Genomic DNA, 21,588 nt, shown 5'->3' on the forward strand with positions numbered 1-21,588 from the left:
TCAATGCCCGGCACGGGCGCTATCATGTTGCCTTAACGCAGTATTGCTCATAGGAAGCAAAGATTGCGTCAAGCTATTGAAAAGGAAGCATGATGAAGGGCATGACCAAGCAGACACCGAGTGGCATTTCGTATGCCGGCAAGGTTGTGCTGGTAACCGGAGGCGCCAGCGGCATCGGTCGCGCGACGGCGCTGGCATTCGGGCGCGCGGGCGCCTGCGTCGTCATCGCCGACACGTCGGTCGACGGCGGCCACATGACCGCGGCCCTGATCGTCGAAGCGGGCGGCAAGGCGCTGTTTGTTAAAGCCAATGTCACGGTCCCGGCGGACGTCGAGGCCCTGATCGACAAGGCGGTCGGCCATTACGGCCGCATCGACTGCGCCGTCAACGGCGCCGCCGTCGAGGAAGAATACCTGCCGCTGGCCGAGGGCGACGACGACCAGTTCGACCGCATCATGAGCGTCAACGTCAAGGGCGTCTGGCTGTGCATGAAGAGCCAGCTGCGCCAGATGCTGAAGCAGGAAGGCGGCGGCGTGATCGTCAACATCGCCGATGCCGGCGGCCTCGTCGCGGCACCGCACCGCGCGATCTACTCGGCGTCCAAGCACGCCGTCGTCGGCCTGACCAAGAGCGCGGCCGTGGAATATGCCAAGGACAGTATCCGCATCAACAGCATCTGCCCGGGCGCAGTCAAGACGCCGATGCTGGCGCGCATGCTCGAGCGCGAGCCGGGGCGTGACAAGAAGCTGAAGTCGGCGCACCCGATGGGCCGTATCGCCGATCCGGCCGAGATCGCCAATGCGGCGCTGTGGTTGTGCTCGGAGCAGGCGTCGTTCGTGACCGGCCACCAGCTCGCGATCGATGGCGGCCTGACGGCAATCTGAGCGCCTACCCGCGGCCGTTGCGCGGCGGGGTCTTCCGGCGCGCGGCGCGCTGCTGCTTTGCCTGGGTATCGACGCGCGCCTGGCGCGCCTTGTACAACGCGACGGCATCCTCGCGCGCACGCGTGAGCGTCCGCATCGCCGGATGATCGTCGTGCGGCGAAAAATACTCGGCGGACTGCGCGTCGACGACGAGCTTGATGGCGGTGGCGTCGTCCAGGTCGTAGAGTTCGGTCAGCAGCGTGGTGACTTCGTCCAGGTAGGCTTCGTAGGTCAGTTCGGTCATGGTGGTTCTTTGAATGGGTTGTATCAGCCGGCGCTCAGCTCGGCCACGAAGTCGTACATATCGCCGCGGAAGTACGAGCGGCAGAATTCCACCGCCTGCCCGTCCGGCAAAAAGCCCAGCCGCTCCACGCACAGGCCCGCATCGCCTTCCTTCGATTGCAGCAGCTTCGCCTGTTCGGCGTTCAGCAGCAGGGCGGACAGGCGCTGCAGGGCGCGCACGGGGCGCTTGCCGTTCGCTTCCAGCGCTTCGTACATCGAGACGTCCACCGCGTCCAGCGAGGGCAGGGCGGAGGCCGCGATCGTCGCGTATTCCAGGCACATCGGCATATCGTCGGCGTAGCGGATGCGGTTGAAGCGGTAGACGGCGGCGCCCGGCGACAGGCGCAGGCGCAGCGCTTCCTCCGGCGTCACCGTCCCCGCCGAACGCTTGAGCCACACGCTGCGCGGCGTGCGTCCGCGCGAGCGCATGTCTTCCGAAAACGACGTCAGCTTGGCGAAATTCTTTTCGATGCGCGTGTTGATGAAATTGCCCGAACCCGCGCGGCGCACGAGCAGGCCTTCCTCGACGAGGCCGTCGATGGCCTTGCGCACGGTGATGCGCGAGATGTCCAGTTCGGCGGCGAGCTGGCGCTCGGCCGGCAGGGCTTCCGCCGGGCCGTAGACGCCGCGGTCGATCGCGTCGCGCAGGGCGCGCTGCAATTGCTGGTAGAGCGGCAGGTTGCTGGTGGCGGAGAGCTGGTGCATCAACTGCGCGAGGTGGGACATGCGGGAAGGTCGACAGGACGGACGAAGCCTCGATGATACCAAAAAAAGACCGCCTGCCGGCCTCCTACTTCGGCCGCGGATTGGCCAGCTTGCGGTCAGGCTGCAGCAGCTTGCCCGAGCGCACGGCCGCGACGCCGGCGGACACGGCGCGCGCCACGTTGCGCACCTCTTGCTGGAAGGCCGTGTCCCGGTCCAGCGTGTCATGGCTGTCCGCATACGATTCGTAATACCCGACGTAGCGGTCGAGCTGGGCTGCAGGGCCCGCGTCGATCAGGCCCATCCAGTCGAGCCAGTCGGACAGCGAGCGCCGCGTGCCTTCGATGCCGGCCACGTCGCCATGCACGGCGACGCCGTAGACGCGGCCGGCGAGGTGTTTCGGATAGGACCAGTCTGTCTCGAGGGCCTTGGCTTTTTCCGCATCCTTGCCGTGGGTGGACGTCGGGTCGGGATTGCCGCCGTCCGCGCACACGAGGCGGTCGATCATCAGCTTCAGTATCGACGGCGACTGATACCAGTAGACGGGCGTGACGATGATGATCCCGTGCGCCTGGACCCAGCGCTCGTAGATCTCGTTCATCCAGTCGTTCTCCTGGTTCAGCGAATGATTCGGATAGCAGCTGCAGGGCCAGTGGCACAGCGGCATGGCCGTCGACACGCAGGCCTTGCACGGATGGATGTGGCGGTCGTAGTCGGAGATGATGCGCGACAGGTCGAGCAGGTCGGTCTCCACGCCTTCCGCCGCGAGCGTCTCCTCGCACAGCTTCGCGAGGCGCCACGTCTTCGAGACCTCGCCCGGGCAGCTGCCGTCGTTGCGGGCCGCGCCGTTGATCAGCAGGATGCGGCTCGGCGTCGCCGGGTCCTTCTGGCGCGCCTCGGCCGCGCGCAGGCGGTCGTGCGTTTCTTTCCATTCGACCGACAGGTCGTAGTCGGGGTCGGCGAAACCGGGGCCCGCCTTGACGGTGACGGGCGCCTTGTGCGAGCCGATGTAGTTCTGCCACGCGACTTCCTCGACGGCCGCCAGTTCCCGCGCCACGGCCTGGTAGGCGGGATCGTAGAAGTCGCGCGCAAAGACGAGGTGGAATTCGTTGCGGTTCAGCTTCGCGGGCGCCTGTCCCTTGCGTACGGTGCTCATGGCCGGCCTTTCGGAAAGTGGTGCGGCGATTATCCGCCGCCGGGCCGGCTGTGCCCGTACGCTGATTCACACAGACGAAAAAAAGCGGCGCGAACGTGAGTCCGCGCCGCCTCGTCCACGGGGCTGGCCCCGCCGGGAATTACTTGGCTGCCGCCGCGCCGCTCGGATGGTTCAGCAGCAGGATCCAGTACTTGGCGGTGTCCGCCAGGCCGCCGCCGGCTTTCACTTCCTGGAAGGTGGCGATGGCCTTGTCTTTCTGGCCGGCTTTCGCATAGGCCATGCCCAGGCGCAGCTTCGCTTCGTCCGGCGACTTCAGGCCGCCCTTGGCGATACCCTGCTGGATGAAGCCGATGCCCTTGTCGTACTGGTCCATCGTCGCGTAGGCCCAGCCCAGGTTGACGAGGCCGGCACCGGTCTTGGCCTTGTTGGCGCCCGCTTCGCCCGCCGCGATGTTCTTGGCGTCGCTCGCGGCTTCCTTGGTGGCGCGGTCGCGCAGCTGGCGGTCCTTGGCGGCGCCGCTGCCCGTGCCCAGCACGCCGGCCGCGAAGCCGGCGTCGACGACTTTCTTCGCCTCGGTCGGGAAGCCGTCCTTCAGGGCCAGCTCGGCCAGTTCCGTATAGGCGTCGCCCGACATCTGCTTGACGGCCGCGAATTCCAGGCGCAGCACGTCCGGGATGCTGGTGTCGGCGAAGCCCGGCTTGCGCACGATGCCGCGGTGGATCAGGTCGGTCCAGTAATCGTCGTTCGGATAGTAGGCGACCAGTTTTTCCAGGCCGCGCAGGTAGGCCGCGTCATCCTTGACCTTGTTCGCGGCGGACGCGTACAGGCGCAGGTCTTCCACCGTCGGCGTCTTGCCGGCCTGTTCCGCGGCCTGCAGCACCGGCTCCTGCGCCTTCAGCGCCGACGCGTAGTCGCCGCTCAGGTAGTAGGCGCGGATCAGCGCCGAGTTGATCTGGTCCGACGCCTTGCCGGACGCCTGGATCTGCTTGTACAGCTCGATCGCCTTCGGGTAGTTCTTGGCGTTGTAGTAGTAGGTCGCCAGCGCCTGAATGAAGTTCGGCTTGTCCGCCTCCGACAGCTTGCCCGAGGCCAGGATCGCTTCCAGCGCGTCCATCGCCATCTTGTCGTTGCCGGTCGACGTACCGAGCGACAGCTTCATGCGGTTCAGCACATAGGTTTCGTACGGGGTCTTGTCGGGGAACGCTTCCGCTTGCGTGATGCGGTTCTGCACCTCGGTGTAGTTCTTCGCGTCCATCAGCGGCTTGATCTGGGCCGGGTCGAGCAGCTTGTACAGTTCCGGGCGGACCGTGTCCGGCTTCGGCTGGGCAGCCGGCGCGTTCTTGTCCTGCGCCGACGCGTTGTGCATCAGGGCCGGCGCGGCATTCAGGCCGAGGGCGCCCAGCAGCAGGGCGAGGCGGGCAAAACGGAATTGGGACATTGAAAAATCCTCTCTTACTCTTTAATGACGATAAGGTTGCACCGCTGGTTGCTCTGGATACATACGCCGACGGTGCCTGGTGCCGAACTCGGACAAAGCGTGCATTCTCCCACAAACTGCTGATGGGTGTGACAATTGTGCCCGAGCCGTGCGGGTGCGCGCGGCCTCGTTACAATGCGTTACCCCGCACCGTCAAAAGCCCGGCACGGGGCAGTGGCCGGGCGCTTCGGCGGCGCCGGCCAGCCACGCCTGCACGGCGTCCAGCGCGGGCGGCGCGAAGCCGTACGTCAGCAGCGCGGGCGCCGCGAAGTCGAGCGCCTGGTACGGATTCCACAGCGCGAGATGCAGGTCCGGCGCCCACGTGGCGCGGGCGTGCGGGCCGTAGCGGCGGCGCGAGGTCGACGCGAGGATCGTGAAGCGTCCGTCGTCCGGCAGGGCGTTCCAGTCGAAGGCTTCCGCATCCGCGAACGTCACGAGGTCGACGTCGAACAGCCGTTGCAGCATCGCCGCGATGGCGCCGGCCGGCACGCCCGCTTCCGACACGCCGTCGCTGACGACGTCCTGGCGCGCCACCAGGCGCACCCTGGCCTGCGGCGCGGGCCTGTGCGGATTGCCGCGCGCCGTCAGTGCCCGGCGCCAGGCTTGCGCCATCAGCGCGCGGTCCGCGTCCTCCGTGGCGTACGGCACGGCTGCTGCCGGATGCGCGTGCGCGAGGCCGTCCAGGCGGGCCAGCCGCGCGTGCACCTCGTTCAGCGGCAGGCGGCCGTCCGCGATGGCGGCGGCGATGGCGGCTATGGTCTCTTCCTGCGTGGCGCGGCTGCCGATGGCCATCACCATGTCGGCGCCGGCCACCAGCGCGTTCACTGCGGCCTCGCCGGCGCCGTAGCGGTGCGCGATCGCATGCATGTCCATGCCGTCCGTGATGATCACGCCTTCATAACCCCATTGCGCGCGCAGCAGGTCGTGCAGGATCGCGCGCGACATCGTGGCCGGATGGTCCGCGTCGAGGGCGGGGTAGACGATGTGCGCCGTCATCACAGCGGGTGCGTGCGGTGCCGCCGCGCGGAACGGCGCGAATTCGAAGCGCTCCAGTTCCGCCAAGGGTTTGTTCACCGTGGGCAGGTCGCGGTGCGAGTCGACGTGCGTGTCGCCGTGGCCGGGGAAGTGCTTGACGCAGCAGGCCACGCCTTCGCTCTCGCTGCCGGCCATCCACGCGAGCGCCAGCCTGGTCGCCTGCGCCGGATCGGCGCCGAACGAGCGCTCGGCGATGACCGGGTTCTGCGGATTGTTGTTCAGGTCCAGCACGGGCGCGAAGTTCCAGTTGAAGCCGAGCGCGCGGATCGCCCGCGCCACGGCCGCGCCCACGTCGCGCGCGAGGGCCGCGTCGCCGGCGGCGCCCAGCGCCATCGCGGATGGCGGCGGGGGCACCCACAGCGCGCGCACGACGGCGCCGCCTTCCTGGTCGAGCGCGATCAGCGCTTCCTCGCCCATCGCGTTTTTCAGGTCGCCGGTGAAGCGCGCCAGCTGCGCGGCGTCGACCATGTTCTGGCGGAACAGGCACGCGCCGCGGATGCGGTTGGCGCGGATGAAGTCGGCCGTATCGGCATCGAGTGCCGTGCCGAACAGCCGGATCATGATCAGCCGGCCCGCCAGTCGGCGCAAATCGTTCGTGTGCATCGGTGGTCAGTGCGTCTTCGTGACTTTGTTCAGGTGGCGCGGCTTGTCCGGATCGAGCCCGCGCGCCTTCGCCAGGTGCGCCGCCATCACGTAGAACGCGTTGATCGCGACGATCGGGTCGAGGTCCGGGCAGCTCGCGACCGGCAGGTCGAGGTCGCGCGACGGCACGTCCGTCGGCGCGGCGAGCAGCACGCGCGCGCCGCGGCCGCGCATCTCGTCGGCCAGCGCGACGAGGCCCGCCTGCGTGGGGCCGCGCGTGGCGAAGATCAGCAGCGGATAGCCGTCGTCGATCAATGCCATCGGGCCGTGCTTGATCTCGGCGCCGGAAAACGCCTCGGCCTGCAGCGCGGACGTCTCCTTGAATTTCAGCGCCGCTTCCAGCGCGATGGGGAAGCTGATGCCGCGGCCCACGACCATGATGTTGCGCGCCGGGGCCAGCACGCCCAGCGCGGCCGACCAGTCGGTGTGCGCGGCCTGGCGCAACGCGTCCGGCAGCGCGGCCAGGCCGGCTTTCAGTTCGTCGTCCTGCTGCCACTCGGCCACGAGGCGCGCGCCGGCCGTCAGGCTCGTGATGAAGCTCTTCGTCGCGGCGACGCTGTGCTCCTTCCCGGCGCGCAGCGGCAGCGCCCATTCGGCTTCGTGCGCGAGCGGCGAATCGATGTCGTTCACGAGCGCCACCGTCGTCGCGCCGCCGGCGCGGAAGTAGCGCATCGGTTCCACCACGTCCGGGCTCTGGCCGGACTGCGAGATCGACACCGCGAGCGTGCCGGCCGCCTGCAGCGGCGCCTTGTACAGGGTGAGGAGCGACATCGGCAGCGACGTCACCAGGCGGCCCATGCGCGCCATGATCAGGTAGGCGAGGTAGCCCGACGCATGGTCCGAACTGCCGCGCGCCACCGTCACCGCGTTGTGGAAGGGCGCGCTGCGCAGGTGATGGCCCAGGGCCGCGTAGCGCTCGGCGTCGTTCGACAACTGCAGGGCGACGCAGTCGGCCGCGGATACGGCTTCTTCAAGCATCAGCGAGGTCACGGGGCTCTCCTTCGATATAAACGGTTTTCAGGTTCAGGTTGCGGTCGAGGACGACCAGGTCGGCGAAGCAGCCCGGCGCGATGCGGCCGCGGCGCGTCTCGCCCAGGTAGTCGGCGGCGTTGGTCGACACGCGGCGGGCGGCGTCGGCGAGATCGAGCCCGATGGATACCAGGTTGCGCAGCGCCTGGTCCATCGTGAGCGTGCTGCCGGCCAGCGTGCCGTCCGCGAGGCGCACGCCGCCCATGCATTTGTGGACGACCTGGCGGCCCAGCATGTACTGGCCGTCCGGCATGCCGGCGGCGGCCGTGGAATCCGTCACGCAGTAGAGGTGCGGGATGCAGCGCAGCGCGGTCTTGATGGCGCCGGGGTGCACGTGCAGCAGGTCGGGAATGATCTCGGCGTACTGCGCATGCGCGAGCGCCGCGCCGACCATGCCGGGGTCGCGGTGGTGCAGGCCCGGCATCGCGTTGAACAGGTGGGTGAAGCCGGCCGCGCCGTGTTCCAGCGCGCGCACGCCGTCGTCGTAGTTGCCGTTCGTGTGGCCGATCTGGACGCGGATGCCGGCGTCGGCCATCTTGCGCACGAGGGCCAGGTGGCCGTCGACTTCGGGCGCCACGGTGATGAGGCGCAGCGGCGCCTGCGCGTTGAAACGCTCGACCTCCGTCATGCTTGCTTCGCGTGCGAACGGCGGTTGCGCCCCCAGTTTGCCGGAGTTGATGTACGGCCCCTCCAGGTGCACGCCGAGGATGCGGGCCTCGCCCTTGCCGCGCTGTTCGCACGCGCCGCCGATCGCGGCGAGCGCGCGGTCGATGTCGTCCAGCGGCGCGGTCATCGTCGTGGCCAGCAGGCTCGTCGTGCCGTGCCGGGCGTGCAGGCGCGCGATCACGTGCGGGGCGTCGCCGCCTTCCATCATGTCGCGCCCGGCGCCGCCGTGCACGTGCAGGTCGATGAAGCCGGGGAGGATATAGTCGTCCGGATTGGATGCCGGATCGGCCGCCGCGCCGTCGATGGCGGCGATCGTCGCGGCGCCGTCCCCGATGTGGAGGCGGCCGCGGATCCAGCCGTCCGGGGTCAGGATATTGCCTTGCATGGGGAATCCTTTCATGCCGCGAGGTGCAGCTCGATCAGGCGCAGTGCGCCGCGTGCCGAATCGCCGGCGGGCGCGCTCGCGCGGGCCGCGAGCGCGGGCGGGAGCCAGTCGCGCAGGGCGCTACCCAAGCCGCCGCACAGCGCGAGCGGCAGCGTGCCGTCGGGGTCGAGCGCGCGGGCGATGGCGGCCGCTTCGTCGCCGGCCTTCGTCAGGATGGCGCGCGCGGCCGGATCGTCGGCATGCCTGAGCACCAGCGGTGCCAGACTCGCATACGTCGTCTGCGTGGCCTTGCCGAGCCAGACCTGGATGGCGGCGCGGTTGCCGCCGCAGGCTTCGATCACGTCGGTGGCGAAGCTGCTCGCGGGACGGCGTCCGTCCAATACCTGTTCGATGTGGTTGACGGCGGCGAGGCCGATCCAGCCGCCGCTCGCTTCGTCGCCGGCGGGGAAGCCCCAGCCGCCCACTTCGCGCCGCGTGCCGTCGGGCAGCAGGACTTCGCCGACGCTGCCCGTGCCGATGGCGACGATGGCGCCGGGCCGGCCGCCATGCGCGCCCATGAGCGTCGTGAACGCGTCCGTTTCGAGGACGAGCGCGGCGTAGCCGGGGTCAAACGCTTCGAATTCCTGCGCCCACTGGCGATTGTGCACGCCGGCCAGGCCGAGGCCGATGGCCATGCGGTCCGGGGGCGGCGGCGCGATGCCGGCCGCGGCGAACGCCTGGGCGACGGCTTCCTGGACGGCCGCCCAGGCGCGGGCGATGCCCAGGCCCAGGCCGGACGGGCCGCTGGCGCCCTGGGCCAGTTCGGCGGCGCCGTCGGGCGCGCGCCGTGCGATGCGCACGCGGGTGCCGGTGCCGCCGCCGTCGACGCCGATGAGATAGTCGATCATAGTGAATGCTGTGCCGGGAAAGTCAGGGCACTATAGGCAGCACTGATAGGCTTGTCAACAGGTATTTAATTGGTATTGTCGCGTTGCCCGGGCGGCGGCGAACTGGTCTCGTTTTTGCTGATTGGAGAGCCAGAAAAATGCATTGAATTGGTATTCAGTGCGGTATTGTCGTCCTCATCGCCGCGCAGCCACTCGAACAGGATCGCCATCATGAACGGCCCGGCGAACAGGCCGATGACGCCGAGCGTCGACACGCCGCCGAGCAGGCCGAACAGCACGGCGAGGAAGGGCAGGTTGACGCGCCGGCCGATGAGTTTGGGGCGGATGAATTTGTCGACCATGAACAGCTCGAACGCGCCCCAGCAGAACAGCCCGAGCGCGGCGCCGGAATGGCCCTGGCCCAGCAGCAGCAGCGCGACGAGCGAGAACGACAGCGGCGCGCCGCCCGGCACGAGCGCGAGATAGCCCGTGAAGACGGCCAGCAGCGCCGGCGCCGGCGCGCCCGCGATGGCGTAGGCGGCGCCCAGCACGCAGCCTTCGAGGATGGCGACCGAGACGAGGCCCAGCGCCGTGCCGCGCACGGACAGCGGGAACACGCGGCGCAGCATCGGATACTGGCGCGGCAGCGCACGCATGCCGGCGGTGTCGACGTGGCGGATGGCGGCGGGCCCGTGCAGGTACAGCACGAACAGGGTGAGCAGGGCGAGGAACAGGTACAGCGCGTTGGCGAGGATCGTCGACCCCCAGATGCGCGCGGCGCCCGTCAGGTGCGGGGCGAAGTCGCCGGCCGCGCTGCCGACGAGGCGATTCAGGCCGCCGGGCAAGGCCAGATGTTCGTTCCACCATTGGGTGGCGTGTTCGGCGACGAGAGGCAGCCGCGCGAGCCACGCGGGCACCGGCACGCCGGTCTCGTTGAGGCGCGTGAGCAGGCGCTGCACGCCGGCCAGTTCGCCGCCGAGCGTATCGAGCAGCAGCAGCGACGGGCCCACGAAACCGAGGATGAGCAGGCCGACGAGGATTGCCGCGCTGGCGGCCGGCGGCCAGCCGCGCGCCTGCAGGCGCACGTGCGCGGGCCAGGTGATGACGGCGAGCAGGCCGGCCCAGGCCAGCGCGCCGAGGAAGTGCTGCAGGAGGACGGCAAGCGCCAGCGCGAACAGCGCCGGCGCCACGAGCGTGCTGGTGCGGCGGTCCGTCATGCGTGCCGCAAGGCCGCGATGCGGTCCTCGCACGAGGGGTGGCTGCTGAACAGGGCCAGCACGCCGCCGCCGGCGATGCCCGATGCCGCCAGGTTCTTCGGCAGGTCGGCGTGATCGATGCCGCCGAGACGCTGCAGCGCGGCGATCATCGGGCGCGGCGTGCCCATGATCTGCGCGGCGCCGCGGTCGGCGCGGTATTCGCGCTTGCGCGAGAACCACGCGACGATGATGCTGGCCACGAGGCCGAACAGCAGGTCGCACACGACCGACGTGATCGTGAACGCGAGGCCGGGGCCGCGCTCCTCGCCGTCGCGGCGCAGGAACTGGTCGACGGCATACGCGACGACGCGCGCCAGGAAGATCACGAACGTGTTCACGACGCCCTGGATCAGGGTGAGCGTCACCATGTCGCCGTTCGCGACGTGCGCCACTTCGTGCGCCAGCACGGCCTCCACTTCATCGTGCGTCATCGAGGTGAGCAGGCCCGTCGACACGGCGACGAGCGACGCGTTCTTCGTCGCGCCGGTGGCGAACGCGTTCGGCGCGCCCTCGTAGATGGCCACTTCCGGCGTCGGGATGCCGGCCTTGCGGGCCTGGTCCGCGACCGTGTCGACGAGCCAGCGCTCGGTCGCGTTGGCAGGTTGCTCGATCACGCGCGCACCCGTGGTCCATTTCGCGATCGGCTTGGACAGCCACAGCGAGATGAAGGCGCCGCCGAAGCCCATCAGGCCGGCGAAGACGAGCAGGGCGCCGAGGTTCAGGCCCTTGGCCGTCAGGTAGCGGTCGACGCCGAGCAGGCTCGCCGTGATGCCCAGCACGAGCATGATGGCGAGGTTGGTGGCAAGGAAAAGCAGGATTCGTTTCATGGTCGTATCTCTCATCGGTAACAAGAATCATGGCCTCGAAGGCCGTTGTCAAGGCGAAGGATAGGGCAATGACGAATCTTGAAAAAGCGAAGTATCTGGAAGGATTTCTTCGAAAAAATATGATTCTACAGGTTGCGCACGCCGCCCGTCACTGCGCCGCCCGCACCAGCGGCAGTTCGACGTAGCTGCTGTGGTAGATGCGCTGGGTGGCCTTCTTGTAGTCGCCCGGCCGGGCGAAGAAGATATTCGGCACGAAGGTCTGCGGATTGCGGTCGTACAGCGGGAACCAGCTCGACTGCACCTGCACCATGATGCGGTGGCCGGGCAGGAACACGTGGTTCGCCGTCGGCAGGGCAAAGCGGTAAGGCAGTGCCTTGTTCGGCGCCAGCGCCTTTGGCGTGGCGAAGCTGTCGCGGTAGCGGCCGCGGAAGATGTCGCCGGCGATCATCAGCTGGTAGCCGCCCATCGCCGGTTGCGCGCCCACCTGGTCAGGGTACACGTCGATCAGCTTGACGACCCAGTCCGAATCGGTGCCGCTCGTCGAGGCGACGAGGTGGGCGACGGGCTCGCCGCTGATCTTGACGGGCGCCGCCAGCACGTCGGACACGAACGTCGCCACGTCGGTGCGGCCGGAGGCTTCGCGCTGGTCGTCGACGAGCCAGCGCGGCCACGTCTGGCCCTTCGTCTCGTCGTAGCCGTACGGCGGAATGGGGCGCTGGCGGAACGGCACGGGCTTCGCGGGATCGGACACGTATTCGTCATAGCCGTGCGCGTCGGCGGGGCCGCCGAGGACGGCTTTCTGGCCCGCCGCGAGGCGCAGCACGGCCGGTTCGATGGCGCAGCCGGCGTTGCAACCGCTGGGCCACGCGGCGAGGTTGCGCCACTTGTTCGTGCCCGTCTCGAACGCCGTCACCGTGGGGATCGCGGGGACGGTGGTGTCGCCTTTCAGGTAGCGCGCGAGGAACGGTTTCAACACCTGCTGGCGCCAGTACAGCGCCGTGTCGCTGCCGAACTTCAGCGTGCCGAGCGTGCTGCCGTCGCCGATGGCGCCGCCGTGCGACCACGGGCCCAGCGACAGGAACACCTTGTTCTCCGTATCGTGCGGCTTGATCGCCTTCCACACGGCGATGGCGGCGTAGATGTCTTCCGCGTCCCACAGGCTGTGCACGAGCAGGGTCGGCACCGTGACGGGTTGGCGGGCGAGGATTCGGTCCATCGCCTGCTGCTGCCAGAAGTCGTCATACGATGGATGCGCGACGAGCTTGTTCCAGAAGCCGCTCTGTTCCAGGCCCCGTTCGCGTCCCAGGCTGCCGGCCGAACCGGCGCGCATGTACATGTCGTAGTCGTCGTAGTTCGTGACGGGCCACTTGGCGGTGTTGGCGCGCGTGACGACCTGCTCGAGGATGTACGACATATTGATCTGCCGGAAGGCGCCGTTGTGGAACCAGTCGTCGCCCATCCAGCCGTCCACCATCGGGTTCATCGGCACCGCGACCTTCAGCGCCGGGTGCGGATTCACGAGCGCCATCAGCGGCAGGAAGCCGTCGTAGGAAATGCCGATGATGCCCACGCGGCCGTTGGTTTCCGGGACGTTCTTGGTCAGCCACTCGATGGTGTCCCACGTGTCCGTCGAGTGGTCGACGGGCGTCGGGTTCAGCGGCCCGTGCAGCGGGCGGTTCATCACATAGTCGCCTTCCGAGCCGTACTTGCCGCGCACGTCCTGCACGACGCGGATATAGCCTTCTTCCGCGATGACGTCGGCCGCGTTGTCGTAGCCGGTCAGGATCGTTTCCAGGTCCGAACTCTCCGCGTGGTTCACGAGGCTGGCCGCGTCGTACGGCGTGCGCGTCAGCAGGATCGGCGCGTTCCGCACGCCCTTGGGCACGACGATGATGGTGTTCAGCTTCGTGCCGTCGCGCATCGGGATCATCACCGTGCGCTTGACGTAATTGAAGCCGGCGTTCGGCGGCGTGAATTCGGCCGGGGTCTCGGAGGGCAGGGCGGGATATTGCGGGGCCGACTGGGCGTGGGCCAGGCCGGCGAGCGCCAGGGCGCCGAGCAGCGATGACAGGCGGAGCGCGGGGCGGACTGGGATTGGCGTCATCGGGATCCTTGGCGTGTCGTAGGCGGCGCCGCTACATTAGCACAAGGATCGCGGCATCAGCCGTGGGCGCTGCGCGGCGCGGGATGCGGATCGGCGCGCCGGACTTCGCGCAGCGCGGCCTCGAACAGCACCACGCGGCGCGCGCGCGGCAGCGCCTCCCACCACGCGAGCGGGAAGGCCAGGCGCCGGTCGGCCATGCGCACGAAGGCGTCGAAGCCGGGCTGCGTGTCGGCCAGCACGACGGGGTCCTCGAGGTGCGCGGCGCGCACTTCGATGCGCATGCCGTCCGCGTCCGCATGGGCCAGCACGCGGCTGACGTCGTCCCACGGCACGACGATGCCCGGCGTGGCGAAACGGTCCTGGAAGACGCACACGGCGGGTCCGGGCGCCGGCGCGAGGCAGCGTTTCAGGCGGGCGAACACGGACAGCATGATGCGGCGCCTTGCGTTACCGGGACGTGTGCGAACCGCTGCGGTCGACCAGCAGCAACTGGCCGCGTCCGACGGTCTTCGCGTTGGCGCGGGCGCTGCTGCCGGCGGTGTCGACGACGTTGACGCTGGCGCTGCCCGGCCCGTGCACGGCGATGTCCGCATGGCCCGCCGTCAGGCCGTGGCCATCCAGGCTGCCCGATCCCGACAGCTGCGCATCGACCTGCGCCACGTTGCCGTCGATGCGGACGTCGCCCGGACCGTTCATGCGCAGCAGCAGGCGCCTGGCGGACAGGTTCGCCGTGAGGCCGCCGGAGCCGCTCAGTTCCGCGTCGAGCGTGTCGCCCACGTTCGCCAGCGTGACGCCGCCCGGACCGCGCCCGCGCACCGTCGCCTTGCCCGCCTTGAGGCCGCCGGCGTCGAGGTCGCCCGAGCCGCCGATGTCGACGGTCAGGTCGCCCACCGTGCCGGCCAGCGCGGCGTTGCCCGGTCCGTTCATGTGCAACTGCGCCGTCGCCGCCTGCAGGCCGCGCACGGCCAGCTCGCCGGAACCGTCCACTTCGCCGTCGAACTTGCGCACGGTGCCCGCGATGCAGGCATTGCCCGGTCCCCGCTGCACGCTGTGCGCGGCGCCGTCGATCCGCAGGTCGCAGCCTTCGAAATCGCCCGAGCCGGACATCTCGAGGTCCAGTTCGCGGCTCGTGCCGGACAGCTTGACGTCGCCCGGACCGCGCATGCGCGCCGTGACCTTGCTGGTGCGCAGGCCGTCCGCCTGCAGGTCGCCCGAGCCGCCCTGTTGCACGGCGAGGGTGCTGGCCACGTCCGCCAGCTGCACGTCGCCGGGACCGTTCATCGCGAGGTCGACGTCGGCCGCTTTCAGGCGGCGCAGGTCCAGGTCGCCGCTGCCGCTGCTCGTCACGGCCAACTGGCGCACGGCGCCGCTCGCGTGGACGTCGCCGGGACCGTTGCCGGCGAGGGTGAAGCGATCGCCGGCAATGCGGTCGATGTCGACGTCGCCGCTGCCGGCCACCGTCAGGCGTTTCAGTGCGCTGGCGCCGATGTGCACGGTGACCGTCTCGCGGCGCTTGCCGAAACTGAAGAAGAAGCCGTTGCGCTGCACCGGCCGCACGACGAGGGTATCGCCGCGCACGACGGTCTCGACCTCGGCCAGCTGCTTGCGCTCGCCCGTCAGCGCCAGCGCCGGCTTCGCCTGCGCGTCGATCACCACGTGGTAGGGACCCGCCAGCTCGATCGCGGAAAACGCCGTCACCGCACGCTGTTCGGTGGCGGCGCCGGCGCCCGCGTCCTGCGGCTGGGCGAACGAGGCGGGCGTCGTGGCGATGGCGGCGGCCGCGAGCGCGGCGGCGAGGGCGGTGAGCTTGAGGGCGTTTTTCATGATGTGTCGTTGTCGTGTGGCGGTGCCGGGAGATTGCACCATACGGCATGCGGCACCCCGGCGCAGCCGCCTTTCGACGAATGCGCGAAAACGCGGGACAGGCTGCGCAAAACAGGGGGCGGACGGCGGCCCGCCCGGCCGTGGAAAACATGACAGTCTGTCCACGCAGCGCGGCCGCGGCGCCGTCTGAATGTGGCTCAAGCGCAACGACCGCGCCTGCCCGGTCATGATCAGCAGCCCATCCCGACGCACGGCTGCCGCACGGCCGTGGCCGGAACGGGGGGCGAATGTCATAATGGGCGGCACGTCAAGGAGACCATCGTGATTCGCTACATGGGCACTCGCAAGAATGCGGAAGGTGCCGCCGTTTATGTTTTCATCGTCAACGGCCTGGAAAAGGAAGTGCGCGAGCATGCGCTCAAACAGCATCCGGGCTGTTACGAAGCCCTGCCGGCCTCGGTGAAGGCGAAGATCGCCGCCAACCGCGCATGGCTGTCCAAGCTGTGACCTCGCTGCGCCGGCGGGCGGCCCCGCTCGCACTGGCGCTGACGCTCGCCGGGACGGCGCACGCGCAAACGCAGGACAAGCAGCCGTCCACGTTCGCCCCCGTCATCGGCGCGGCGCTGCTGTGCCACGACCATCTCGACAACGCGTATTTCTATTCCTGGCTCAAGACCCATTTCGGCCCGGCCTACAAGCACGAGGGCGGCGCATACTGGTTCCGCACGGGCGAGACGACGCTGTGGGGCGCGCCCGTCACCGAGGTCATGGTCAGCGACGACACGAGCGAATGGGTGTTCCTGGGCGCCGTCGCCGAGGTGGCGCCGGACGAGCTGGAGCAGGACGTCCGCAAGGCGGCCGGCGTGCGCCATGTGGCGGCCGATGCGTCGCCTTACCCTTTGCGCGTATCCGTCCCCGGCAGTACGATCGCTTACTACAATGCCAAAAGCAAAATATACTGCGCGAAGTTCAAACCGCTGCCGCCGCGCCGGTAAGCCTTTGCTATGGGTATGTACACAAATTACTTTCATCTGAAGCAGGCGCCGTTCTCGATCGCGCCCGATCCGCGTTACCTGTTCATGAGCGAGCGCCACCGCGAGGCGCTCGCGCACCTGCTGTACGGGATAGGCAGCGGCGGCGGCTTCGTGCTGCTCACGGGCGAGATCGGCGCCGGCAAGACGACCGTCTGCCGCTGCTTCATCGAACAGGTGCCGGACGACTGCCGCCTGGCCTATATCTTCAATCCGAAGCTGACGGTCGAAGAGCTGCTGCAGACGATCTGCGACGAATTCCGCATCGGGGTCGCGCCCGCGGCCGGCGTCAAAGCCTATGTCGACGCGATCAACGCCTACCTGCTGGAAAGCCACGCGCGCGGCCACAACAACGTGCTCGTGATCGACGAGGCGCAGAACCTGTCGGCCCAGGTGCTGGAGCAGTTGCGGCTGCTGACGAACCTCGAGACGAGCGAGCGCAAGCTCCTGCAGATCATCCTGATCGGCCAGCCGGAATTGCGCGCGATGCTGGCGCGGCCGGAACTGGAGCAACTGGCCCAGCGCGTCATCGCCCGCTATCACCTGGGCCCCCTGTCGGCCTCCGACACGGGCGCGTATGTCGCGCACCGGCTGGCCGTCGCGGGCGTGCAGGGCGCGGCGCCCGTTCCCGCTGCGCTGGTGCCGCAGATCCACCGCCTGACGGACGGCGTGCCGCGCCGCATCAACCTGCTGTGCGACCGCGCGCTGCTCGGGGCGTACGTCGAGAACAGCCGCGAGGTGACGCCGAAGATCCTGCGCCGCGCCGCGCGCGAAGTGTTCGCCGGCGAGGGCGCGGCGGCCGCCGCGCCGCGCAAGCCGATGCGCTGGCCGCTCGTCGCCGGCGGCGTGCTGGCCGGTGCGGCGATCAGCGCGGCGGCCTGGCAGGCCGTCCCGCACAATCCGCCGCCGGCGCCTGCCGCCGCACCCATGCCCGCGCGGGCACAGGGCGGCGCGCCGGCCAGGCCGCTGGCGCTGTCCCCGCAGAACGATGCGCTGCGCGAACTGGGGGCGTTGTGGGGCCAGCAACTGCCGGCCGGCGCGCCGTGCGACGGCGCCCCGCGCCTCGGCCTGCGCTGCTACCAGGGCCGCGGCGGGCTGTACGAACTGCGCCTGCTCGACCGGCCGGCCATCATCGCCCTGCACGACGGCGCCAAGGTCGGCTACGCCGTGCTGACCGGCATGGACGACGGCAGCGCCACCCTCACCATCGACGGCCAGCCCCATTCGGTGAGCCTGGGCGCGCTGGCAACCCGCGTCGACGGCGAGTACACGACGTTGTGGAAAGTGCCGCGCGGTTTCCGCGACCAGGTGGGGCCGGGCGACCGCGGCCCGGACGTCGACTGGATCGCCGCCCGCCTGGCGGAACTGGACGGCAAGCACGCGGCGCCGCCCGCCGGGCAGGTCCTGGACGAGCCGTCGCTGCGCCTGCTGCGCGCGTTCCAGGTCAAGCAGAACCTGAAGGCGGACGGCCTGGCCGGTCCGCGCACCTATATGCGCCTGAACCAGCTGTCCGGCGTCGACGAGCCGCATCTGCTGGCAGCCACGGGAAAATGATATGTCGTACATCCTCGAAGCGTTGAAGAAGGCCCAGGCCGAACGCCAGCTCGGCAGCGCGCCGACGATCCACGCGCCGCAGGTCGTGCCCGCGGCGCCGGCCGGCGCGGCGGCCAGCCGCAAGTCCTTGCTCGTGGGCCTGGCCGGCGGCGCCCTCGTCGTGGCGGCCGGCGCGCTGTTCGTGTGGCCGCGCGCGCAGGCGCCCGTGCCCGCGCCTATGCCCGCGCCCGCGCCGCAACCGGTGGCGGCGCATGCGCCGGCGCCTGCGGCCGGTGCGCCGGATACGCTGGCCGTCACTGCGCCGCCCGCGCCCACGCCCGTGCGCGAGCCGGCGCCCGCATCCGCATACACATCCGTGCGCGAACCTGCATCAGCCCCCGTTCCCGCGCCAGCACCCGCGCGCGCGCGCGAATCCGAACGCGAACCGGCGATCGCGGCCGCCCATCCGGCGTCGCCGCGCCCGGCCCCGACGGCGCCAGCCGCCCCGCTGCCTGCGCCGGCCGCCGTGGCCGCGGCCGCACGCGCGGCCGCACCCGCCGCCTCCACCGCCAGGCCGGCGCCGGAAGAGAGCCTGCCGTTCCTGCAGCAGTTGCCGGAGGCCCGGCAGCGCGACATCCCGCGCGTGGCGTTCGGCGGCTACATGTATTCGTCGAATCCGGCCGACCGCCTGCTGATCGTCGACAAGGCCCTGCGCCACGAGGGCGAGGAGGTCGCGCCCGGCCTCGTGCTGGAAAAACTGCTGCCCAGGGCGGCCGTCATGAATTACCGGGGAACCCGCTACCGTGTCCCGTATTGAGCCCGACCGCGGGCCCGTGATGGGCATCATCGGCTGGTCCGGCAGCGGCAAGACGACGCTGCTGGAATACGTCGTGGGCCGGCTGGCGGCGGCGGGACTGCGCGTCAACGTCATCAAGCACAGCCACCACGACGTCACGCTGGAGCCGCCGCACAAGGACAGCGCCCGCGTGCGCGCGGCCGGCGCGGCGGAGGTGATGATCGCGTCGCCGTACCGCGTGGCCATCATGCGCGAACTGCGCGGCGCGGCCGAACCGTCGCTGGCCGAGCACCTGGCGCGTCTTGCGCCGGCCGACCTGACGCTGGTGGAAGGCTATAAATGGGAAGCGCTGCCCAAGCTGGAGGTGTACCGGCCCGAAGTCGGCAAGCCGCCGATGTTCCCGGACGACCCGCACATCGTGGCCGTCGCGTCCAGCAGCGCCCGGCCGGACGGGCTGGCGCCGCACGTGGCGTGGCTCGATTTGCTCGACCCTGACGCCGTCCTGACCTGGATCAGGAATTTCAATCGGCTACCGGCCTAAAGTCCGCGCGCGTGCTGCCGTTAATATCAGATGAGCGGCAGTGCGGGCGAACCCGCGGCCGGTCGACCCGTCGAGAACACCCACCAGGAGCGCATCATGGACGCCGTAGGTATCGCCAAGCTTGCCACCAGCATCGCCGACACCGGCACCCGCCAGGACGTCGCCATCGCCGTGCTCAAGAAGTCGCAGGACATCCAGGCCGCGGCGGCCACCCAGATGCTGGAAGCCGTGCAGTCGGCCGCCCCGGCGCCGAACCTGCCGCCGCACCTGGGCAACCATATCAACACCACCGCCTGAACCGGCGCATTCACCCGGGCGCGTCAACGGGATCGCCGCCCGCCGCGTTATCGGCCCAGTACCCGGCGCGACGGGGGCGGCCACACAACATACATCCGCTCAGCCGCCACCAACGGGTTGCGCAGCCAGGACCGGCGTCCGGCGCGCAGCCGATAACGGCCGCCCCGGCCGGCGTACACTTCCCCTCGTCACGCCCGGCCGCGATAGAATGCTTGCCGCGGTGCATGTACGTACCGGTATTTGGAGACCCCTCATGAACAAACGACAAGCCCTGATCGCCGCTGCGCTCGCGAGCGTCTGCGCCGCCCAGGCATCGGCCGCCGGCCAGATGGACACGCAATCCGGCAACCAGGAAAAATGCTACGGCATCACCAAGGCCGGCCAGAACGACTGCGGCACCGCCACCCACGGCTGCGCCGGCCAGGCGACGGCCGACAAGGACCCGGGCGATTGGAAATACGTCCCCAAGGGCACCTGCGAAAAGGCGGGCGGCAAGCGCAATCCGCCCAAGCAGGGCAAATAAGCACGCGACCCGTGACAGGCGCCGGCATCGGCTTGCGCGCGCCGCACTACCGCGCCTTCCTCGACCGGAAGCCGGACGTCGGCTGGGTCGAAGTCCACACGGACAACTTCCTCGCGCGCGCCGGCCGCGACTGGCAGGTCCTGCGCGACGTGCGGCGCGACTATCCGGTCAGCCTGCACGGCGTCGGCCTCGGCCTCGGGTCCGTGCACGGCTTTTCCGACGGCCACCTGGCCCGCGTCGCCGCGCTCGTGCGCGCGCTGGAACCGGTCCTCGTGTCGGAACACCTCAGCTGGGGCGCCCTGCGCGACCGCCAGCTGAACGACCTGCTGCCCCTCCAGCTCGACGCCGCCGCCCTCGACCTCGTCGCCGCGCGCGTCCAGCGCGTGCAGGAACTGCTCAAGCGGCGCATCCTCGTCGAAAACGTCTCGACCTATGTGCGCTTCGCGGGCGACGCGATGAGCGAGGCGGCATTCCTCGCCGAACTCGCGCGCCGCACGGGCTGCGGCGTGCTGCTGGACGTGAACAATCTGTACGTCAATGAGGTCAACCACGGCGAGGACCCGCATGCCGCCATCGCGGCGCTGCCGATCGCCAGCGTGGGCGAGATCCACCTGGGCGGCCACCTCGTGACAAGCGATGGCCTCATCGACCACCACGGTGCCAGGGTCGCGCCGCCCGTGTGGGACCTGTACCGCGCGGCGCTGGCGCGCTTCGGCGCCGTGCCCACGCTGGTCGAGTGGGACACCGACCTGCCCGCGCTCGACGTGCTGCTGGACGAGGCGGCGCAGGCGGGCCGCATTGCGGCCGCGGCAAGGCCCGCCGCCTTCGCTCCGGGCGCCGCCGCGCCGGTCACGACGGCGGCAGCCGCCGCAGGCCTCGACGCCGTCCAGCAAGCCTTCGGCGCCGCGCTGTTCGACGGCGCGCGCGAGGCCGCGCTGGCGCCGCTGCTCAAGGGCGATCCGCGCCGCGTCGGCATCTATCGCGGCAATCTGGGCGCGCACTGGAGCCGCGCCTTGTCGTCCGCCTATCCGGTACTGCGCCGGCTCGTCGGCGACGAATTCTTTGACGCGCTGGCGCGCGTCTACGGCCGCGCGCATCCCGCGCACGACCCGGACCTGAACCGCTTCGGCGCCGCGCTGCCGGATTTCCTCGCCGGCTTCGCGCCGGCCGCCGATTATCCGTATCTGCCCGACGTCGCGCGCCTCGAGTGGGCCGTGCACGAGGCCTGGTTCGCCGCGGACGCGGACGGTTCTCCCGCGCCGCTGGCCGGCGTCTCACCCGATGTCTTCGAGGCCGCGCGCGCGGTGCTGCACCCGTCGCTGCGCCTGCATGCGTCGCCCTGGGCCACGGTGGCGTTGTGGCGGGCGCACCAGGACGGCGGCCCGGCATTCCCGGACGTGCTGAGCGTGGACACGCGGGCGCTGGTACGGCGTTCCCGCGGCGACGTCATCGTGGACGCCATCGGCGCGCCGGACTACGCGGCGCTGGCCTGCCTCGCGCGCGGCGGCACGTTCGGCATGGCGCTCGACGCGGCCTTCGATCTGGACGGGGATTTCGACGTGGCCGCGCACTTGCGGCGCTGGCTGGATGGACAGATCGTGACGGCGATCGTGACAGGCGGGGACGGAGACAGCGGGGACGGAGACAGCGGGGAGGGGTGATGCGGCGGCAAGGGCGGCGCCTTCGAGGCGGC

The 21,588-nt window shown here is 69.9% G+C and carries 22 protein-coding genes; 9 read left to right on the forward strand and 13 right to left on the reverse strand.

All coding sequences use genetic code 11. The annotated features are described in order from the left end of the window. Positions 1-101: 101 nt before the first annotated feature. Positions 102-884 (forward strand): SDR family oxidoreductase, encoded by a 783-nt coding sequence (locus ACEN9Q_RS03965; protein WP_056440693.1) that lies wholly within the window; start codon positions 102-104, stop codon positions 882-884. A 4-nt stretch (positions 885-888) separates the two neighbouring features. Here ACEN9Q_RS03965 and ACEN9Q_RS03970 read toward each other — a convergent pair whose 3' ends face one another. The 13 genes from ACEN9Q_RS03970 to ACEN9Q_RS04030 form a co-directional block, all read right to left on the reverse strand. Continuing rightward, on the reverse strand, positions 889-1,167 hold the full coding sequence (locus ACEN9Q_RS03970) for a hypothetical protein (protein ID WP_307188982.1): 279 nt from the start codon (positions 1,165-1,167) through the stop codon (positions 889-891). A 23-nt stretch (positions 1,168-1,190) separates the two neighbouring features. Further along, positions 1,191-1,931 (reverse strand): GntR family transcriptional regulator, encoded by a 741-nt coding sequence (locus tag ACEN9Q_RS03975; protein ID WP_056440630.1) that lies wholly within the window; start codon positions 1,929-1,931, stop codon positions 1,191-1,193. 64 nt (positions 1,932-1,995) lie between these two features. Further along, entirely contained in the window at positions 1,996-3,063 is a 1,068-nt protein-coding gene (locus ACEN9Q_RS03980) for a flavodoxin family protein (RefSeq protein ID WP_495627447.1), read from the reverse strand. A gap of 139 nt (positions 3,064-3,202) precedes the next feature. Beyond that, complete coding sequence (locus ACEN9Q_RS03985) at positions 3,203-4,501, reverse strand: tetratricopeptide repeat protein (protein ID WP_495627448.1); 1,299 nt, start codon at positions 4,499-4,501, stop codon at positions 3,203-3,205. Between the two features lie 192 nt (positions 4,502-4,693). After that, positions 4,694-6,178, reverse strand: a complete 1,485-nt coding sequence (locus ACEN9Q_RS03990; protein ID WP_495627449.1) for a glycoside hydrolase family 3 N-terminal domain-containing protein — start codon at positions 6,176-6,178, stop codon at positions 4,694-4,696. Between the two features lie 6 nt (positions 6,179-6,184). Beyond that, positions 6,185-7,195 (reverse strand): SIS domain-containing protein, encoded by a 1,011-nt coding sequence (locus ACEN9Q_RS03995; RefSeq protein ID WP_200958298.1) that lies wholly within the window; start codon positions 7,193-7,195, stop codon positions 6,185-6,187. Continuing rightward, positions 7,188-8,297, reverse strand: a complete 1,110-nt coding sequence (gene nagA / locus ACEN9Q_RS04000) for an N-acetylglucosamine-6-phosphate deacetylase (RefSeq protein ID WP_495627450.1) — start codon at positions 8,295-8,297, stop codon at positions 7,188-7,190. The genes ACEN9Q_RS03995 and nagA overlap by 8 nt, the downstream gene beginning before the upstream one ends. 11 nt (positions 8,298-8,308) lie before the next feature. Beyond that, positions 8,309-9,184, reverse strand: coding sequence for a glucosamine kinase nucleotide-binding domain-containing protein (locus ACEN9Q_RS04005; protein WP_495627451.1), 876 nt, complete (start codon positions 9,182-9,184; stop codon positions 8,309-8,311). Between the two features lie 65 nt (positions 9,185-9,249). Further along, the gene (locus ACEN9Q_RS04010) at positions 9,250-10,380 is read right to left on the reverse strand and encodes an AI-2E family transporter (RefSeq protein ID WP_495627452.1); all 1,131 of its coding nucleotides are present in this window, start codon (positions 10,378-10,380) and stop codon (positions 9,250-9,252) included. Continuing rightward, a complete protein-coding gene (gene htpX / locus ACEN9Q_RS04015) occupies positions 10,377-11,246 on the reverse strand; it encodes a protease HtpX (protein ID WP_056440617.1) in 870 nt (289 codons plus the stop codon). Before htpX ends, ACEN9Q_RS04010 begins: the two co-directional genes overlap by 4 nt. Before the next feature lie 148 nt (positions 11,247-11,394). Further along, positions 11,395-13,350, reverse strand: a complete 1,956-nt coding sequence (locus ACEN9Q_RS04020; protein ID WP_495627453.1) for a CocE/NonD family hydrolase — start codon at positions 13,348-13,350, stop codon at positions 11,395-11,397. 56 nt (positions 13,351-13,406) lie between these two features. Beyond that, on the reverse strand, positions 13,407-13,781 hold the full coding sequence (locus ACEN9Q_RS04025; RefSeq protein ID WP_495627454.1) for a hypothetical protein: 375 nt from the start codon (positions 13,779-13,781) through the stop codon (positions 13,407-13,409). A gap of 16 nt (positions 13,782-13,797) precedes the next feature. Further along, entirely contained in the window at positions 13,798-15,174 is a 1,377-nt protein-coding gene (locus ACEN9Q_RS04030) for a GIN domain-containing protein (protein WP_495627455.1), read from the reverse strand. A 321-nt stretch (positions 15,175-15,495) separates the two neighbouring features. Here ACEN9Q_RS04030 and ACEN9Q_RS04035 point away from each other — a divergent pair, with 321 nt between their 5' ends. From ACEN9Q_RS04035 to bufB, 8 genes are all read left to right on the forward strand, one after another. Further along, the gene (locus ACEN9Q_RS04035) at positions 15,496-15,681 is read left to right on the forward strand and encodes a hypothetical protein (RefSeq protein WP_056440609.1); all 186 of its coding nucleotides are present in this window, start codon (positions 15,496-15,498) and stop codon (positions 15,679-15,681) included. After that, positions 15,663-16,169: a hypothetical protein gene (locus tag ACEN9Q_RS04040; RefSeq protein ID WP_056440606.1), complete on the forward strand. Its 507-nt coding sequence runs from the start codon at positions 15,663-15,665 to the stop codon at positions 16,167-16,169. Before ACEN9Q_RS04035 ends, ACEN9Q_RS04040 begins: the two co-directional genes overlap by 19 nt. 15 nt (positions 16,170-16,184) lie before the next feature. Next, positions 16,185-17,759, forward strand: a complete 1,575-nt coding sequence (locus ACEN9Q_RS04045) for an ExeA family protein (RefSeq protein ID WP_495628911.1) — start codon at positions 16,185-16,187, stop codon at positions 17,757-17,759. Position 17,760: 1 nt separating this feature from the next. Next, complete coding sequence (locus ACEN9Q_RS04050) at positions 17,761-18,555, forward strand: general secretion pathway protein GspB (RefSeq protein WP_495627456.1); 795 nt, start codon at positions 17,761-17,763, stop codon at positions 18,553-18,555. Between the two features lie 19 nt (positions 18,556-18,574). Beyond that, positions 18,575-19,075 (forward strand): molybdopterin-guanine dinucleotide biosynthesis protein B, encoded by a 501-nt coding sequence (mobB, locus tag ACEN9Q_RS04055; protein WP_495628912.1) that lies wholly within the window; start codon positions 18,575-18,577, stop codon positions 19,073-19,075. A gap of 96 nt (positions 19,076-19,171) precedes the next feature. Continuing rightward, positions 19,172-19,372, forward strand: coding sequence for a YjfB family protein (locus tag ACEN9Q_RS04060; protein WP_056440600.1), 201 nt, complete (start codon positions 19,172-19,174; stop codon positions 19,370-19,372). A 253-nt stretch (positions 19,373-19,625) separates the two neighbouring features. Next, on the forward strand, positions 19,626-19,895 hold the full coding sequence (locus ACEN9Q_RS04065; protein ID WP_056440598.1) for a BufA1 family periplasmic bufferin-type metallophore: 270 nt from the start codon (positions 19,626-19,628) through the stop codon (positions 19,893-19,895). Between the two features lie 11 nt (positions 19,896-19,906). After that, positions 19,907-21,556 (forward strand): MNIO family bufferin maturase, encoded by a 1,650-nt coding sequence (gene bufB, locus ACEN9Q_RS04070; protein WP_495627457.1) that lies wholly within the window; start codon positions 19,907-19,909, stop codon positions 21,554-21,556. Positions 21,557-21,588 lie beyond the last annotated feature (32 nt).

This window comes from Massilia sp. Masssp93, assembly GCF_059491295.1.

What these genes read in the sequence shown, in the direction of transcription:
- ACEN9Q_RS03990 (WP_495627449.1), bottom strand. Translation starts at nt 6,178, where the DNA reads ATGCACACGAACGATTTGCGCCGACTGGCGGGCCGGCTGATCATGATC.
- ACEN9Q_RS03975 (WP_056440630.1), bottom strand. Translation starts at nt 1,931, where the DNA reads ATGTCCCACCTCGCGCAGTTGATGCACCAGCTCTCCGCCACCAGCAAC.
- ACEN9Q_RS04030 (WP_495627455.1), bottom strand. Translation starts at nt 15,174, where the DNA reads ATGAAAAACGCCCTCAAGCTCACCGCCCTCGCCGCCGCGCTCGCGGCC.
- ACEN9Q_RS03965 (WP_056440693.1), top strand. Translation starts at nt 102, where the DNA reads ATGACCAAGCAGACACCGAGTGGCATTTCGTATGCCGGCAAGGTTGTG.
- htpX (WP_056440617.1), bottom strand. Translation starts at nt 11,246, where the DNA reads ATGAAACGAATCCTGCTTTTCCTTGCCACCAACCTCGCCATCATGCTC.
- ACEN9Q_RS04010 (WP_495627452.1), bottom strand. Translation starts at nt 10,380, where the DNA reads ATGACGGACCGCCGCACCAGCACGCTCGTGGCGCCGGCGCTGTTCGCG.
- ACEN9Q_RS03995 (WP_200958298.1), bottom strand. Translation starts at nt 7,195, where the DNA reads ATGCTTGAAGAAGCCGTATCCGCGGCCGACTGCGTCGCCCTGCAGTTG.
- ACEN9Q_RS04005 (WP_495627451.1), bottom strand. Translation starts at nt 9,184, where the DNA reads ATGATCGACTATCTCATCGGCGTCGACGGCGGCGGCACCGGCACCCGC.
- ACEN9Q_RS03985 (WP_495627448.1), bottom strand. Translation starts at nt 4,501, where the DNA reads ATGTCCCAATTCCGTTTTGCCCGCCTCGCCCTGCTGCTGGGCGCCCTC.
- ACEN9Q_RS04065 (WP_056440598.1), top strand. Translation starts at nt 19,626, where the DNA reads ATGAACAAACGACAAGCCCTGATCGCCGCTGCGCTCGCGAGCGTCTGC.
- ACEN9Q_RS04040 (WP_056440606.1), top strand. Translation starts at nt 15,663, where the DNA reads ATGGCTGTCCAAGCTGTGACCTCGCTGCGCCGGCGGGCGGCCCCGCTC.
- ACEN9Q_RS04045 (WP_495628911.1), top strand. Translation starts at nt 16,185, where the DNA reads ATGTACACAAATTACTTTCATCTGAAGCAGGCGCCGTTCTCGATCGCG.
- ACEN9Q_RS04025 (WP_495627454.1), bottom strand. Translation starts at nt 13,781, where the DNA reads ATGCTGTCCGTGTTCGCCCGCCTGAAACGCTGCCTCGCGCCGGCGCCC.
- ACEN9Q_RS04020 (WP_495627453.1), bottom strand. Translation starts at nt 13,350, where the DNA reads ATGACGCCAATCCCAGTCCGCCCCGCGCTCCGCCTGTCATCGCTGCTC.
- ACEN9Q_RS04060 (WP_056440600.1), top strand. Translation starts at nt 19,172, where the DNA reads ATGGACGCCGTAGGTATCGCCAAGCTTGCCACCAGCATCGCCGACACC.
- ACEN9Q_RS03970 (WP_307188982.1), bottom strand. Translation starts at nt 1,167, where the DNA reads ATGACCGAACTGACCTACGAAGCCTACCTGGACGAAGTCACCACGCTG.
- mobB (WP_495628912.1), top strand. Translation starts at nt 18,575, where the DNA reads ATGGGCATCATCGGCTGGTCCGGCAGCGGCAAGACGACGCTGCTGGAA.
- nagA (WP_495627450.1), bottom strand. Translation starts at nt 8,297, where the DNA reads ATGCAAGGCAATATCCTGACCCCGGACGGCTGGATCCGCGGCCGCCTC.
- ACEN9Q_RS04050 (WP_495627456.1), top strand. Translation starts at nt 17,761, where the DNA reads ATGTCGTACATCCTCGAAGCGTTGAAGAAGGCCCAGGCCGAACGCCAG.
- ACEN9Q_RS03980 (WP_495627447.1), bottom strand. Translation starts at nt 3,063, where the DNA reads ATGAGCACCGTACGCAAGGGACAGGCGCCCGCGAAGCTGAACCGCAAC.